The organism is Klebsiella sp. CSG-1, from assembly GCF_056521145.1.
Genome location: NZ_JBWNLD010000002.1, coordinates 519,314 through 534,391 on the forward strand (window position 1 = coordinate 519,314; position 15,078 = coordinate 534,391).

General features: G+C 59.4%; 12 protein-coding genes. 7 read left to right on the plus strand and 5 right to left on the minus strand.

Features of this window, described 5'->3' with window-relative positions; all coding sequences use genetic code 11:
* Positions 1 to 31: 31 nt before the first annotated feature.
* The 7 genes from AC007G_RS07035 (at position 32) to AC007G_RS07065 (ending at position 8,321) form a co-directional block, all read left to right on the plus strand.
* Positions 32 to 1,429, plus strand: coding sequence for an FAD/NAD(P)-binding protein (locus AC007G_RS07035; protein ID WP_136894199.1), 1,398 nt, complete (start codon positions 32 to 34; stop codon positions 1,427 to 1,429).
* Between the two features lie 72 nt (positions 1,430 to 1,501).
* Complete coding sequence (locus AC007G_RS07040; protein ID WP_032690931.1) at positions 1,502 to 2,908, plus strand: LLM class flavin-dependent oxidoreductase; 1,407 nt, start codon at positions 1,502 to 1,504, stop codon at positions 2,906 to 2,908.
* The gene (locus tag AC007G_RS07045; RefSeq protein ID WP_032696746.1) at positions 2,905 to 3,924 is read left to right on the plus strand and encodes a methionine ABC transporter ATP-binding protein; all 1,020 of its coding nucleotides are present in this window, start codon (positions 2,905 to 2,907) and stop codon (positions 3,922 to 3,924) included. The genes AC007G_RS07040 and AC007G_RS07045 overlap by 4 nt, the downstream gene beginning before the upstream one ends.
* Positions 3,921 to 4,619, plus strand: coding sequence for a methionine ABC transporter permease (locus tag AC007G_RS07050; protein WP_142629832.1), 699 nt, complete (start codon positions 3,921 to 3,923; stop codon positions 4,617 to 4,619). Before AC007G_RS07045 ends, AC007G_RS07050 begins: the two co-directional genes overlap by 4 nt.
* Positions 4,616 to 5,494 carry a MetQ/NlpA family ABC transporter substrate-binding protein gene (locus AC007G_RS07055; RefSeq protein WP_142629830.1) on the plus strand — a complete coding sequence of 293 codons (879 nt, stop codon included), beginning with the start codon at positions 4,616 to 4,618 and terminating at the stop codon, positions 5,492 to 5,494. The genes AC007G_RS07050 and AC007G_RS07055 overlap by 4 nt, the downstream gene beginning before the upstream one ends.
* A gap of 171 nt (positions 5,495 to 5,665) precedes the next feature.
* Positions 5,666 to 7,087: an MFS transporter gene (locus tag AC007G_RS07060; protein ID WP_046853509.1), complete on the plus strand. Its 1,422-nt coding sequence runs from the start codon at positions 5,666 to 5,668 to the stop codon at positions 7,085 to 7,087.
* Between the two features lie 10 nt (positions 7,088 to 7,097).
* A complete protein-coding gene (locus AC007G_RS07065; RefSeq protein WP_032696749.1) occupies positions 7,098 to 8,321 on the plus strand; it encodes an acyl-CoA dehydrogenase family protein in 1,224 nt (407 codons plus the stop codon).
* 40 nt (positions 8,322 to 8,361) lie between these two features.
* Here AC007G_RS07065 and AC007G_RS07070 read toward each other — a convergent pair whose 3' ends face one another.
* From AC007G_RS07070 to queF, 5 genes are all read right to left on the minus strand, one after another.
* Entirely contained in the window at positions 8,362 to 9,300 is a 939-nt protein-coding gene (locus AC007G_RS07070; RefSeq protein WP_142629827.1) for an aliphatic sulfonate ABC transporter substrate-binding protein, read from the minus strand.
* A 154-nt stretch (positions 9,301 to 9,454) separates the two neighbouring features.
* Positions 9,455 to 10,822 (minus strand): L-serine ammonia-lyase, encoded by a 1,368-nt coding sequence (locus AC007G_RS07075; RefSeq protein ID WP_032690938.1) that lies wholly within the window; start codon positions 10,820 to 10,822, stop codon positions 9,455 to 9,457.
* A 55-nt stretch (positions 10,823 to 10,877) separates the two neighbouring features.
* Positions 10,878 to 12,167 (minus strand): HAAAP family serine/threonine permease, encoded by a 1,290-nt coding sequence (locus AC007G_RS07080; protein WP_032690939.1) that lies wholly within the window; start codon positions 12,165 to 12,167, stop codon positions 10,878 to 10,880.
* A 580-nt stretch (positions 12,168 to 12,747) separates the two neighbouring features.
* The gene (gene ppnN, locus AC007G_RS07085) at positions 12,748 to 14,115 is read right to left on the minus strand and encodes a nucleotide 5'-monophosphate nucleosidase PpnN (RefSeq protein ID WP_004867006.1); all 1,368 of its coding nucleotides are present in this window, start codon (positions 14,113 to 14,115) and stop codon (positions 12,748 to 12,750) included.
* A gap of 111 nt (positions 14,116 to 14,226) precedes the next feature.
* Complete coding sequence (queF, locus tag AC007G_RS07090; protein ID WP_032690940.1) at positions 14,227 to 15,072, minus strand: NADPH-dependent 7-cyano-7-deazaguanine reductase QueF; 846 nt, start codon at positions 15,070 to 15,072, stop codon at positions 14,227 to 14,229.
* Between the last annotated feature and the right edge of the window lie 6 nt (positions 15,073 to 15,078).

The window sequence follows — 15,078 nt, forward strand, 5'->3', positions numbered from 1 at the left end:
TTTCGCTTCTTCTTTCATAAGGCGGTGGCCTATGCCAGCTGAACCTCATATCACGATCGTCGGCGGCGGCTTTAGCGGCGCGGCGGTGGCTATTCATCTGCTTGACCTGATGCCGGAAGGAGTACGGGTGACACTGCTGGAGCCGCGCGCCGTGCCCGGGGCCGGCGTGGCCTATTCCACCGCCGAACCCAGCCACCGCATCAACGTGCCCGCCTCGCGGATGCAGTTGGCCGGTGAGGAGGAGGGTGCTTTTGACCGCTGGTACCGTAGTCAACCTGCTTTTGCCGACGATCCGCAGGCGTGGCGTGAAGATGGCTCGCTGTACCCCCAGCGCGGCCAGTTCGGGCGCTACGTCAGTCAGCGTTTTGCCGAGGCGGTACGGGTGAGCGCCGGGCGACTGGTTCACCTGCGCGAACAGGCGCTGACCTTTGACGAAAGCGGTATCACGACCGAGAGCGGTCGTCGGCTGCAAAGCGATCTGCTGATCCTGGCGGTGAGCCATCCGCCGCCGGCGCTGCCGCGGCTGGCGGCGCCTTTTCATGACCATCCGGCGCTGATTGCCAACCCGTGGCGTGCGGACAGCCTTACGGCGATCGCCCCGGACGCGCGGGTGGCGGTGATGGGAACCGGGCTGACAATGGCGGATTGCATCGCCACCTTATCCCGGCTCGGCCACCGTGGGCCGATTACCGCCTTTTCCCGCCACGGCCTGTTGTCCCGCGGGAACGTCAGCAGCGCGGCGGCGCAATGGCCGGGCGAGTATCGCCACGGCACGCTGCGCCAGCGGCTGCGGCAGGTTCGCAGCGATATCAGGCGTGCCGCGGAGCAGGGGCTTCCCTGGCAGGTGGTGCTGGATGCGGTGCGTCATCAGGGTCAGAGCATCTGGCAGGCGCTGACGTTTGCCGACCGCCAGCGTTTCCAGCGTCATCTGCGGCGCTACTGGGATGTGCATCGTTATCGCATTGCGCCGCAGATTGCCGAGGTGCTCGAGCAACGGCAGCGCGAGGGGAGCCTGCAGGTGCTGGCTGCACGGCTGACGGCGCTGGAAGGCGATTCCCGTACGCTGAGCCTCACCCTGGCGCCTCGCGCGGGCGAGCGCATTGCGCTGACCGTCGACCACCTGATTCTGACCACCGGCCCGGCCCACGGCGGGCTGATCGACAGCCAGCCGCTGCTGCGCGAACTGGCCCGTCGTGGTCTGATTCGCGCCGATAAGCTGGGTCTTGGGCTGGACGTGGATGCTCATTCCCGGGCGATTGGCCGCGACGGGCGTGCGATACCCAACCTGCTGATCTCTGGCCCGGCGGCTCGCGGCTATTTTGGCGAACTGATGGGGCTGCCGCAGGTGGCCGATCATGCCGCCGCCGTCGCCGCTGAAGCTTTACAGGCGCTGGGGATTGGGCAATCCGCCCGATGTCCCACGATCTAACCCCCCCATTCCCCTTATTCCTTGATGTGTTAAGCGTGCGTTCCGTTGACGGAATGCACCGTGGAGAGCGCTATGTCATCACAACGTGAAATTCGCCTGAATGCTTTTGATATGAACTGCGTCGGTCACCAGTCGCCGGGGCTGTGGACCCATCCGCGCGACCGCTCCTGGCAGTATAAGGACCTGGATTACTGGGTTGACCTGGCGCGTTTGCTGGAGCGCGGTAAGTTCGACGGCCTGTTTATTGCCGACGTGCTGGGCATCTACGACGTGCTGAACGGCAACGGCGACGCGGCGATTCGCCAGGCGACGCAGGTGCCGGTGAACGATCCGCTGGCGTTGATTACCCCGATGGCGCTGGTGACGGAGCATCTGGGCTTTGGCCTGACCGCGTCACTGTCGTTTGAGCATCCGTACCCGTTTGCCCGCCGTCTCTCAACCCTCGATCATCTGACCAAGGGCCGGGTGGGCTGGAACATCGTCACCTCGTATCTGGAAAGCGGGGCGCGCAACATTGGCCATCAGGCGCAGACCGATCACGATGCGCGCTATGACTACGCCGATGAGTATCTCGACGTGGTTTATAAGCTGCTGGAAGGGAGCTGGGAAGATGGCGCGGTGCTGCGCGATCGCGAGCGCGGGATCTTCAGCGATCCGCAAAAAATTCATCCGATCAATCATCAGGGTAACTTCTTCACCGTGCCGGGGATCCACCTCTGCGAACCGTCGCCGCAGCGCACGCCGGTGCTTTATCAGGCCGGTGCCTCCAGCCGCGGTAAACAGTTTGCCGCCGGTCACGCCGAGTGCGTTTTTGTCGCCGCGCCGTCGAAAGTGCTGCTCAAAAAGACGGTGGCGGATATTCGCCGCCGCGCCGCCGAAGCCGGACGCGACCCGCGCAGCATTCTGATTTTCAACCTGCAAACGGTCATCGTCGGCGAAACCGACCGCGAGGCGCAGGCCAAATGGCAGGAGTATAAATCGTACGTCAGCTATGAAGGGGCGCTGGCGCTGATCTCCGGCTGGACCGGGATCGACTTCGGCCAGTATCAGCCGGATCAGGTGCTGAAATACCTGCATACCAACGCGATTCAGTCGGCGGTTGAAGCCTTTTCCACCGCCGATCCCGATCGCCAGTGGACGGTACAGGCGCTGGCCGACTGGGTCGGCATTGGCGGCTTCGGCCCGCTGATTGTCGGCAGTGCGCAAACCGTCGCCGATGAGCTGCAGTCATGGGTTGAGGAGACCGATGTTGACGGTTTCAACCTGGCGTATGCCGTCACCCATGAAACCTTCCGCGATGTCGTGGATCTGCTCATTCCCGAACTGCAAAAACGCGGCGTCTTTAAGCAGGAGTATCGCGAAGGCACCCTGCGCGAAAAACTGTTCGGCGCCGGGCCGCGTCTGGTCGCGCCGCATCCGGGGGCGGGGTATCGTCGCGGCGCCCGCATCGACGTCGCGGCAGGGGAGAAGGTGACATGATCGAGATAGATAACCTGCATAAAAGCTACCGCGCGGCGGACGGGCGGGTCAGCGAGGTGCTGAAAGGGCTGTCGCTGCGGGTACCGACCCGCTCCATCACCGCGGTCGTGGGGCCGAGCGGTGCGGGAAAATCGACCCTCGCGCGCCTTATCAGCCTGCTGGAGCGCCCCGACAGCGGCAGTATTCGGGTGAACGGCAACGACCTGTCGTTGCTCAGCGGCGAGGCGCTGCGTCGCGAGCGGCGCACGATCGGTACCGTTTTTCAGTCCTCCGCGCTGCTCAGTCGTAAAACGGCCTGGCAAAATATCGCCCTGCCGCTGGAATATCTCGGGGTTGTCGAGCGCGATATTAAAGCCCGCGTCGGCGAACTGCTGGAAAGCGTCGGGTTGAGCCATAAGGCGGATGCCTGGCCGGCCCAGCTTTCCGGCGGCCAGCGTCAGCGGATTGGTATTGCGCGTGCGCTGGCGCTACGCCCGTCGGTGCTGCTGGCGGATGAAGCGACTTCGGGGCTGGATCCGCAGGCTACCGCAACGGTGCTGAATTTGCTCAAACGTCTGCGCGATGAATACCGTCTGGCGATCGTGCTGATCACCCACGAGATGGATGCGGTCCGCGCGGCGGCGGATGCGGTGGCAGAAATTCGCGATGGCGCAATTGTGCAATTCGGTCAGGTGAAAGAGCTGTTGGCGCGCCCGGATTCACTGCTGGGCCAGCAGCTGCTGCCGCTCTCTCCGGTCGCGGCTCACAGCGACCTGCTGCTGCGCCTGAGCTATCGCTGGGATGTCCCGGTGGCGACCGACTGGATCAGCCGCCTGAGCCAGCAGTTTGCGCTGCAGATCGATCTGCTCGGCGGCCACGTTGAGGTGATCAACGGCCGGCTGGCGGGAAGGCTACAGGTGGGGGTGCGGTTCCAGGGTGAGCGTCTGCCGCCGTCGCGGGTGCTGGCGCTGCTGGCCCAGCTCGGTATCGCGGCGGAGGTCCTTGACGACGCGCCGGAACTCAAGGAGGCGGTATGAAGCCGACGGTAATCAGTCAGGATACTCCCTGGAGCGAGATCCATACGCTGCTGCTGCCCGCCTACGCTGAGACCTGGCTGATGGTGGCCATCGTGATGCTGTTTGTGGTGACGCTGGGCGGTGTGGTCGGGGTGGTGCTATTCAATGCCTCAGCGCGCGGATTATTCCCGCATGCCGCGCTGTACCGGGTGTTGAACTGGGTGATGAATATGGGGCGCTCTCTGCCGTTTCTGGTGCTGATGGCGGCGATTATTCCCTTCACCTTCTGGCTCACCGGGACAACGATCGGCATTCCTGCCGCGGTGGTGCCAATGATCGCCGCCGGGGTGCCGTTTTTTGGCCGGCTGGTGGAAAACGCGCTGCGCGAACTGCCGGCGGAAGTGACCGCCGTGGGGATGGTGTGCGGCGGCTCGCGCTGGCAGATCATCCGCAGCGCCCAGCTGAGCGAAGCCCTGCCGGCGTTAGTGGCGGCGGTGACGCTCAATCTGGTCTCAATGATCGAATATTCCGCGATTGCCGGCACCATCGGCGCGGGAGGCATCGGCTATCTGGCGGTGGTGTACGGCTACCAGCGCTTCGACAACCACATCATGATCGCCACCATTATCGCGCTGATCGCCACGATTCAGCTGATTCAATTTTTCGGTGACCGTCTGGTCAACAAACTTCGCCACACGCAGGGGATCGCTTCATGACAACAGAACAATTTGAGTTACGTAAGGCCCGCCGCTGGCCGTGGCTGGCGGCGCTGGTGGTGATTGTGGCGCTGGCCGTCGCCTTTTGGTGGTGGCGGGGAGAGGCCCGGTCGCAGCAGGTGGTGTTTGGCTCCACCCTGAAAATCCATTATGAACCGGCGATGGCCGGCGAACAGCGAATTATCGAGTACATCGGCCAGAATATTGCGCCGGATTATGGCCTGAAGCTGGAGGCGGTGGGCGTGCAGGATCCGGTGCAGGCGGACCGGGCGGTGGCGCAAGGGGAATACGCCGGAACCATCTATCAGCATCAATGGTGGCTGAAGCAGGTGGTGGACGCCAATGGCTTCGCGCTTTCAACCACGGTACCGGTATTCCAGTGGGCCTTTGGGATTTACTCCGATCGCTATACATCGGTCAAGGATCTGCCGAACGGCGCGACGATCGTGGTGCCAGATGACGGTGCCAACCAGGGGCAGGCGCTGTGGCTGCTGCAGCGCATTGGCCTGATTACGCTCGACCCGAAGGTGGAGCCGCGTACGGCAAAGCTGAAAAATATCGTCGGCAACCCGCATCAGTTTAATTTCAAAGAGCTGGACTTGTTAACCATGCCGCGGGCGCTCAATTCGGTGGACGCGGCCATCGGCTATGTCTCGCAGTTTGATGCCGGGAAAGTATCGCGCGATAAGGGGATCTTATTCCCGCCGGCGCCGCGGACTTTTGCGTCGCAGTTGGTTATCGGGACGCCTTATCTGTCACAGGAGAATATCGTTAAATTGCAGCAGGCATTTTCCGACCCGCGCATTCAGAGCTGGTTGAAAACCACCGACGACCCGCTGGTGAAAGACGTACTGGTGCCGGTTTCCGCGGAATAATCTGCGCTGATGATCGATCTCGCAGGACGGGCGAAAGCGCGTCCTGATTTTGACGTTTTATTTAATTAACTTATTGAATATATTGATTTTTATATGCGTATTTGTTGGTTCCACTTTATCAGCGGGCGGCCTATAACTGCGATCACCTGCACAACATAATAAGGTGAAAACATGAGTACGCTGTCTGTTGATAATCCCGGCGTGGCCTCCGCACCGGTGAGTAGCGTCGGGGATGTGGCGCGGTTGATCAATTCGGGCAAGGATCAGGCTAAATATGCGCGGATGATTGTCTTCCTCGCTCTTGGCGGCGTCTTTCTCGACGCCTATGATTTAACCACGCTCTCCTACGGCATCGACGATGTGGTGCGTGAATTCCAGCTCTCGCCGCTGCTGACCGGGCTGGTCACCTCATCCATTATGGTTGGCACCATTATCGGCAACTTAATCGGCGGCTGGCTGACGGATAAATATGGCCGCTATTCGGTGTTTATGGCCGACATGCTGTTTTTCGTCGTCTCGGCCATTGCCGCAGGTCTGGCCCCCAACGTCTGGGTGCTGATCGGCGCGCGCTTCCTGATGGGGATCGGCGTCGGTATCGATTTGCCGGTCGCCATGTCCTACCTCGCTGAGTTTTCCCGTTTTACCGGCAAAGGCAATAAGGCCGCGCGCCTCGCCGCCTGGTGCCCGATGTGGTACGCCGCCTCGACGGTCTGCTTCCTGATTATCTTCGGTCTCTATTTCCTGCTGCCGCAGGCGCACCTCGACTGGCTGTGGCGCGCCTCGCTGCTGTTTGGCGCCGTCCCGGCGCTGCTGATTATCGCCGTGCGCAGTAAATTTATGAATGAATCGCCGCTGTGGGCGGCAAACCAGGGGGACCTGACTTCGGCGGTGCGCATTCTGCGCGACTCATACGGCATTGTCGCCCATGAAGCGCCGACCGAACGTCCCGCGCCGCCGCCGAAAGTGAGCTTCCGCGTGCTGTTTGAAAAGCCGTATCGCGAGCGCACCATCGTCGCCGGGGTGATGAATATTTGTATCTCCTTTGAGTACACCGCCATCGCCTTTTTCCTGCCGTCGATCCTCGCCCGGTTTCTCGGGGCCGGGGTGTTTGAAACCATCTCCGCCTCGCTGGGGCTGAATGCGCTGTTTGCCTTTACCGGCGGGCTGCTGGGGATGCATCTGGCGTGGAAATACCCGTCGCGCCACGTGGCGATTGCCGGCTTCGCGCTGCAGTTTATCGCCCTGATCGTCCTTGCGCTGGTCGGCCAGCCGCAGGCCACCGTCGGGGTCGTGCTGGCGATCGCGATGCTCGGCCTGTGGCTGTTTGCCGAGGGCTTCGGCCCCGGCGCGCAGCTGATGATCTATCCGGCGCTTTCCTATCCTACCGCGATTCGCGCCACCGGCGTCGGCTTCAGCCGGGCGCTCTCCGGTATCGGCAGCGCGCTGGCGCTGTTCGTGCTGCCGCTGCTGCAGGCCTCCCTCGGCACTCAGATGTTCTGGGTGGTGTCGCTGGCCGCCATTATTCCGATTTTCTTCCTGCTTGCGGTCCGCCACGAGCCGACGCGTCACGATATTGACGACAGCCACCATTAAGGAACAGATGATGACATTACTCTCTACCGGTACCGATTATGAACAGCTGGCCGCGGCTTTCCGGCCGATTTTCTCGCGCATTGCGCAGGGAGCCGCGAACCGCGAACAGCACCGTATTTTGCCCGACGAGCAGATTCGCTGGCTGAAGGAAGCGGGGTTCGGCACGGTTCGCATTCCGCGGGAAAAGGGCGGCTGGGGCGCGTCGCTGCCGCAGCTGATTGCCCTGCTGATTGAGCTGGCCCAGGCCGACTCCAACCTGCCGCAGGCGCTGCGCGCCCATTTTGCCTTTGTTGAAGATCGCCTGAATCAGCCCGACTCCGCGCAGCGCGATCGCTGGTTGCAACGTTTTCTCGACGGGGAGCTGGTGGGCAGCGGCTGGACCGAAACCGGCGGGGTCAAGCTTGGGGAGGTGATTACCCAGGTGACGCCGGACGATCGCGGCTGGCGGTTAAACGGCGAGAAGTTTTACAGCACCGGGACGCTGTACGCCGACTGGATTGATGTCTTTGCCCGCCGCAGCGACAACCAGGGCGACGTTATTGCGCTGGTCAGCACCCGGCAGAGCGCGGTGGAACGCGAAGACGACTGGGATGGCTTTGGTCAGCGTCTGACCGGCAGCGGTACCACCCGCTTTAAGCAGGCACAGGTTGAGCAGGAACATGTCTATGATTTTGCTGAACGCTTTCGGTATCAGACCGCCTTCTATCAGCATATCTTACTGGCGACGCTGGCGGGGATCGGCCTGGCGGTGGAACGCGATGCCGCCGAGGGGGTGAAAAAACGCACCCGCATGTACAGCCATGGCAACGCCGCGGTCCCGCGTGAGGATGCGCAGGTCCTGCAGGTGGTGGGGCAAATCAGCAGCTGGGCGTGGGCGACCCGCGCGGCGGTGCTGCAGGCGGCGGAGTCTTTACAGCAGGCCTATGTCGTTCATGCCAGCGGCGATGAAGCGCTGATTGAACAGCGCAATCGGCTGGCGGAAGTCGAAGCGGCGCAGGCGCAGGTGGTTGCCAGCGAGTGGGTGCCGCGTGCGGCGACCGAGCTGTTTAACGCCCTCGGCGCGTCGGACACCCGGGCGGGTAAGGCGCTCGACAGGCACTGGCGCAACGCGCGCACGGTGGCCTCGCATAACCCGGTTATCTACAAAGCGCGCAATATTGGCAACTGGCTGGTCAACGGCGAGGCGCCGACCTTTATCTGGCAGATTGGCGATGGCGAAAAGGCGCAGGGCTAAAAAGAGAGAAGGCGACGGGGAGGCCCGTCGCCGACAACGGTTATTTATCCTGCGACCAGGTGGCGCTGCGCACGTCCACCTTCACCGGCAGCAGGCCGATACGGGTGAAGGTATCCGCCAGCGCCTGCTGCTCGTTATAGACCGCAGGCGTCATGCGTTCGGCGCCATAGGGCAGGCGGGCAAGCGCTTTCAACCAGATAGCCTTATCCAGCCCGGTTGACGTGGCGAGGATCCCGGCGGCATCGTCCTGATGGGCGTTCGCCCAGTCGCTTAGCTGACTTAACTCATCCACCACCTGTTTTGCCGTATCCGGGTGGTTTTCGGCAAATTTGCGGCTGGCGAGGTAGAAGGTGTAATGCGGCACCAGCCCTTCGGCGTTGCTGATCTGCCGCGCCTTCGCGTTGGTTTCGACTTCGGCAAGGTACGGATCCCAGATAACCCAGGCATCAATGGCGCCTCGCTGGAAGGCGGCGCGGGCATCGGCCGGGGGCAGATAGACCGGGGTGATATCTTTATAGCTCAGCCCGGCTTTTGCCAGCGCGGCCACCAGCAGGTAGTTGACGTCGGAGCCTTTATTCAGCCCCACGCGCTTGCCTTTCAGATCGGCCACGTTGTGAATCGTTGAGTTTTCCGGCACCACGATCGCTTCAGTTTTGGGGTTGGCCGGTGAGTGCGCGAGGTAGACCAGATCCGCCTGAGCGGCCTGGGCAAAGGCCGGCGGCGCATCGCCGGTGGCCGCCAGGTCGATACTGCCGACGTTCAGACCTTCCAGCATCTGCGGGCCGGCCGGGAATTCCACCCAGCGCACGGCGATGCCCTGTTTTTTGAAGGTCTCATCGAGGGAACCGCGGTATTTGAGCAGGGCGAAGATATTGGCCTTCTGATAGCCAATGTTGACGGTTTCCGGCGCCTGAGCCAGCGCGGACGCAGACAGCCCGAGCAGCAGCGGCAGCGCGGCCAGATGCAACCTTTTGGACATAATGTGTTCTCCTTTGGCGGTTTGCCGTAAGGTAACAAATTGTCCTTATAACCAATAAATAACTAAATTGTAATTGATATAACTGAAATGTCTGGCGAGGGAGAAGAGATTGCGGGGAAGCTGCCCGGCAGAATCGGCTGCCGGGCAGGTATCGTTAATCGCAGGCGACGATTTTCATTGCCAGGCCGCCGCGCGAGGTTTCGCGGTATTTGGCGTTCATATCTTTGCCCGTTTCATACATGGTTTCGATGACCTTATCGAGACACACGCGCGGTTCGCTGGTGCGGCGCAGCGCCATTCGCGCGGCATTGACCGCTTTGACGGCGGCGATGGCGTTACGTTCGATGCAGGGAACCTGTACCTGGCCGGCAACCGGATCGCAGGTCAGACCGAGGTTGTGTTCCATACCGATCTCTGCCGCGATGCACACCTGACCCGGGCTACCGCCCAGCAGCTCGGTGAGACCGGCCGCCGCCATCGAACAGGCCACGCCGACTTCGCCCTGGCAACCGACTTCGGCGCCGGAAATCGAGGCGTTCATCTTATACAGCGAGCCGATCGCGCTGGTTACCAGCAGGTAACGCGCCAGCGAATTAGCATTCACCTTGCGGATAAACTTGTCGTAATAGGCCAGTACCGCCGGCACGATGCCGCAGGCGCCGTTGGTGGGCGCAGTCACCACGCGTCCACCGGCGGCGTTCTCTTCGTTGACCGCCAGGGCAAACATGTTGATCCAGTCAACCACCGCCATCGGGTCGCTGTTGGTATTGTCCTGGCTAACCAGCATCCGGCGCAGGGCGGCGGCACGACGCGGAACCCGCAGCTTGCCCGGCAGTACGCCTTCGGTGGTGATGCCGCGCTCAATACCGCTGCTCATCACTTCCCAGACGGCGGCGAAGTGCTGCTCCAGCTGCTCTTTGCTGTGCAATGCCAGTTCGTTTTGCATCATCAGGCCGGAAAGCGAGAGCCCGCTTTCGCGGCAGTGTCTTTGCAGGTCGGCCGCATTTTTGTACGGATAAGGCACCACCGGCGGCGCTTCATTGGTCAGGCCGAAATGTTCTTCATCGACAATAAACCCGCCGCCGATGGAGTAATAAGTCTGGGTGTAGAGCACCTTGTCGCCGCCCAGGGCGGTAATGCGCATACCGTTCTCATGCAGCGACAGGTTGTCGGCATGGAAATTCATGCACTGGTCGACCGGGAATTCAACTTCCTGCTGGCCGTTCGCCAGCATCAGGCGGCCGTGGGTGTTGACGTCCTGAATGAATGCCGGGATGGCGTCGATATCAACGCTGTCAGGCAGGTTGCCCGCAAGACCCATAATAATGGCGATGTCGGTATGGTGGCCTTTACCGGTGAGGGAAAGGGAGCCGTAAACGTCGACAACGACTTTGGTGACGTTGGCAAGCAGCCCGCGCGCGATAAGATCGTCCGTGAACTGCTTGCCCGCTTTCATTGGTCCAACGGTATGGGAGCTGGAAGGGCCAATGCCGATTTTAAAAATATCGAATACGCTGATCATGTTGCATCCAGTACTGTCGGGGAGCGCGCCGCCTGCTGGCGGCGCGGGGGAGAGATTAGCTGAACAGAGAGTAGAAAATCGCGGAGATAGCAATCAGGCCCATAATCACCACGAAGACGTTGCTGATGTGGCCGCTGTATTTGCGCATGGCCGGGACTTTCTGGATGGCATACATCGGCATCAGGAACAGAATCATCGCGATAATCGGGCCGCCGAGGGTTTCGATCATCCCGAGAATGCTTGGGTTCAGCGTGGCCACAATCCAGGTGGTCACCAGCATGAACAGCGCCGTGATTTTGTTCAGTTTATTGATTTCGATGGATTTGCCTTTACCACGCAGGGATTTAATCACCATGCCGTTAAAGCCTTCACGTGCGCCCAGGTAGTGGCCGAGGAAGGATTTGGTGATGGCGATCATCGCGATGATCGGCGCCATCCAGGCAATGACCGGTGCGTTAAAGTGGTTCGCCAGGTAAGACAGAATCGAGATGTTCTGCGCTTTTGCTTCTGCCAGATCGGCCGGAGACAGGCTCAGTACGCAGCTGAAGACGAAGAACATCACGGTCAATACCATCATGATATGAGCGCGAGCCAGGATGCTGGAGCACTTCTTCTCTGCGCCCTGACCGTACTCTTCACGCTTCGCCACGGCGAAGGAGGAGATGATCGGCGAGTGGTTAAAGGAGAACACCATTACCGGAATCGCCAGCCAGAGAGTCATCCACAGACCATTACCGGTAAAGGTAGCGCTGTTCAGGGAGAGGGTTTCCAGCGCCGCGCCGTTCCACTGAGGAATCAGGTACAGTGCGAGGATCATCAGAGCGATAACGAACGGGAACACCAGAATACTCATCGCTTTAACAATCATCTGCTCGCCGAAACGCACGATGGTCATCATGCCCACAATCAGAATCAGCGACAGGATCGCACGCGGCGGCGCGGTCATCTGCAGCTGGTGGGTCATAAAGCTTTCGACGGTATTGGTGATAGCCACGCTATAAACCAGCAGAATCGGGTAGATGGCGAAGAAGTAGAGCAGAGTAATCAGTTTACCTGCGCCGACACCGAAGTGCTCTTCTACCACTTCCGTGATGTCTTCACCCGGATTTTTACCGGAAAGGACAAAACGGGTCATTCCGCGGTGGGCGAAAAAGGTCATCGGGAAAGCAAGAATTGCCATGATGATCAGGGGGATCATCCCGCCGACGCCGGCATTAATCGGCAGGAACAACACGCCCGCACCGATTGCCGTACCGTACAGTCCCAGCATCCACATGGTATCTGTTTTGCGCCATCCGCTACGGGTTTCGCCCGATACGATAGTGCTGGTTTGAGTGGTTTCCATCTGTATCTCCTGGAGGAAGCGACCAAATATAATGATTAAAATCAATTAAGTAATATTAAATGTGTTTGATTACGGTTTTTTAATGATTTTCTCCGCAACAAGTGGGGCGGAAAGATACATTTATCTGGTAAATGCATCAGTGATCGCGATCCCAATTGCAATAATCCACTTTCGAGGTGGGTATTTTTAGTTCAACAGTCTGTTTCTGGTGATCAGCCAGGTATTTGTGGCGCGAAGGCTACCATTTACAGGATATGAGATAAAAGAAGGCAGGCTTAATAACGATGTTTTTACTGTAAAAATGAGATACTGACGATGTTTTCGCGCTTAAATGCCTTTTTATCAGTGATATTTATTGCTTCTTATGGAAACGCAAACGATTGGCTTTTGTTAAAATGTTACAAAGCATTCTTAAAATAAATGAATTATTGGGAAAGCGGGCCTGAGAAGTTTAAAAGAGGTTAAGAGAGGTTAAGAGAGGTTAAGAGAGGTCAAAGGAGGTTAAAGGAGGTTAATACGGGAAGAGGGGGAAAGCGGATTACGGCAGCACGCGCCGTAACCCGGAATGACAGATTAGCTATCAGGAACAGATTTCGTAGCAAGGAATATACGCAGTGCCGCCCGGAAGCTTCATGCGGTGCTGGGCGACGAAACCCTGCAGCAGATCGTCCATCCGACGCATCATCTGCGGATCGCCGTGCAGCTTGTAAGGACCGAATTTTTCAATCGCCTGGATACCCACCTCTTTGACGTTGCCGGCCACGATACCGGAGAACGCGCGCCGCAGGTCTGCCGCCAGCATCTCGACCGGCTGATCGGGATAAAGCTTGAGGTTGGCCATGTTTTCATGTGTCGGGTCGAAGGGCATTTGCAGATCCGGGGTGATACGAATCGACCAGTTAAAGCTGTAGGCATCGTCGGTTTCCCGGCGACTCTCTTTCACCAGCGGCATCGCTTTCTTCATCTGGCGCGCCACTTCGCTGGCGTCGTCGATAATGATGCGATAGTGGCGACGCGCCGACTCGCCCAGCGTATGGACGATGAACTCATCCAGCACGCGGAAATAGTCGGCGCTCTCTTTCGGACCGGTGAGGATCAGCGGCAGGACCTGCGATGTGTTGGCCGGGTGCATTAAAATCCCCAGCAGATAAAGCAGCTCTTCCGCGGTGCCGACGCCGCCCGGGAAGATAATAATGCCGTGGGCGATACGGACAAACGCCTCAAGACGTTTTTCGATATCCGGCATGATCAGCAGCTCGTTAACCAGCGGGTTAGGCGGTTCGGCGGCAATAATTGATGGCTCGGTCATGCCGATAAAGCGGCTGTCTTTGTAACGCTGCTGGGCGTGGCCGACCGCGGCGCCTTTCATCGGCGCTTCCATCGCACCCGGACCGCAGCCGGTGCAGATATTCAGTTCGCGCAGACCCAGCTGGGTCCCGACGCGACGGGCGTACAGATATTCGTTTTCGTTAATCGAGTGGCCGCCCCAGCAGACAATCATATTCGGCGCTTCGCCGACGTGCAGCGCACGGGCGTTACGCAGAATAGAGAACACCAGGTTGGTGATATGCACCGAGCTTTCAAGATCGAGATTCGGGAAGCGCACGGTGTTGTGAATCTGCCCGTAAACGAACAGGATATCGCGCAGCACGGCGAACAGGTTGGCCTGCAGGGAACGGATAATACGCCCGTCAACGAAGGCCTCTTCCGGGGGATTGATCAGTTCCAGCTTCACGCCGCGTTCACGACGCAGCACGTTGATATCGAAGTTTTCAAAACGAGACAGCAGCTCCTTGCTGTTATCGGTCAGGCTCCCCGAGTTGAGTACAGCAAGCGAGCAGTTACGAAAGAGTTGATAGAGGTCACTGCTGGCGGTGCGTTTAAGCATATCCACTTCCAGCTGTGACAGCATATCCATTGAACCAAGCGGGCTAACATGTGTAATCAAGTGAACTCCTTACAGGACGATTATCGTCTTCCTGTGATTACAATAGCCTTGCTGATGGCGTTTTCACAACCTTGCGCGCGGGTTAACGCACGCAAATTGTGAAAATGTTGACTATTGACGAGCGAGGCGACCGATGGCCGGAACAAAATCGGTGTTGCTGCGCCACGGGTTGATGTCCAGACCGCCGCGTCGCGTGTAGCGCGCATAAACGGAAAGGGCTTCCGGCTGGCAGAAACGCAGAATATCGTTGAAGATGCGCTCTACGCACTGCTCGTGGAATTCGTTGTGGTGGCGGAACGACACCAGGTAGCGCAGCAGTTTTTCGCGATCGATTTTGGCGCCGCGATACTGAATTTGCACCGAACCCCAGTCCGGCTGATGGGTGATCAGGCAGTTGGACTTCAGCAGATGGCTGACCAGCGTCTCCTCGACGACTTTGCCGCTTGCGGCATCCTGCAGATAGTCGGCGCTGAACTGGTAGTTATCGATTTCAATATCCTGATCGTCGATACAGGCGCCGTGCAGATGTGCTACCGGCTGGCCTTCGAGTTCATCAAGACGATACAACGACACTTTAACTTCCCCCTCCGCGCAGGCGCTGAGATCGCGCGCCAGCGTCGCCTCGACCTCCTGCCAGTCGGCGAAGCGGGTCTGGTTAAAGCTATTGAGATAGAGCTTAAAGCTCTTCGACTCTACCAGGTTCACGGTTGTGTCATTGAGTTCAACATGGCCTACGGCGACCTGCGGTAGTCCTTTAGCGTTGAGCCAGGAGAGTTCGTACAGCGTCCAGATATCACCGCCGTGAAAAGGCAGATTGTCCGCGTGCAGGCCCAGCGGATCGCGGTTCAGGCTGCGCGGTACGCCCTGTAGCAGCGAGGCATCGTAAGTATCGCGGTAATCGGTTGATTTACCGAGCGTCAGGCCGGCAAGCGCCTGATGATTATCGTAAGAAGACATGTTTCA

What these genes read in the sequence shown, in the direction of transcription:
- AC007G_RS07055 (WP_142629830.1), top strand. Translation starts at nt 4,616, where the DNA reads ATGACAACAGAACAATTTGAGTTACGTAAGGCCCGCCGCTGGCCGTGG.
- AC007G_RS07040 (WP_032690931.1), top strand. Translation starts at nt 1,502, where the DNA reads ATGTCATCACAACGTGAAATTCGCCTGAATGCTTTTGATATGAACTGC.
- AC007G_RS07035 (WP_136894199.1), top strand. Translation starts at nt 32, where the DNA reads ATGCCAGCTGAACCTCATATCACGATCGTCGGCGGCGGCTTTAGCGGC.
- AC007G_RS07045 (WP_032696746.1), top strand. Translation starts at nt 2,905, where the DNA reads ATGATCGAGATAGATAACCTGCATAAAAGCTACCGCGCGGCGGACGGG.
- AC007G_RS07050 (WP_142629832.1), top strand. Translation starts at nt 3,921, where the DNA reads ATGAAGCCGACGGTAATCAGTCAGGATACTCCCTGGAGCGAGATCCAT.
- AC007G_RS07060 (WP_046853509.1), top strand. Translation starts at nt 5,666, where the DNA reads ATGAGTACGCTGTCTGTTGATAATCCCGGCGTGGCCTCCGCACCGGTG.
- AC007G_RS07065 (WP_032696749.1), top strand. Translation starts at nt 7,098, where the DNA reads ATGACATTACTCTCTACCGGTACCGATTATGAACAGCTGGCCGCGGCT.
- AC007G_RS07075 (WP_032690938.1), bottom strand. Translation starts at nt 10,822, where the DNA reads ATGATCAGCGTATTCGATATTTTTAAAATCGGCATTGGCCCTTCCAGC.
- AC007G_RS07080 (WP_032690939.1), bottom strand. Translation starts at nt 12,167, where the DNA reads ATGGAAACCACTCAAACCAGCACTATCGTATCGGGCGAAACCCGTAGC.
- AC007G_RS07070 (WP_142629827.1), bottom strand. Translation starts at nt 9,300, where the DNA reads ATGTCCAAAAGGTTGCATCTGGCCGCGCTGCCGCTGCTGCTCGGGCTG.
- queF (WP_032690940.1), bottom strand. Translation starts at nt 15,072, where the DNA reads ATGTCTTCTTACGATAATCATCAGGCGCTTGCCGGCCTGACGCTCGGT.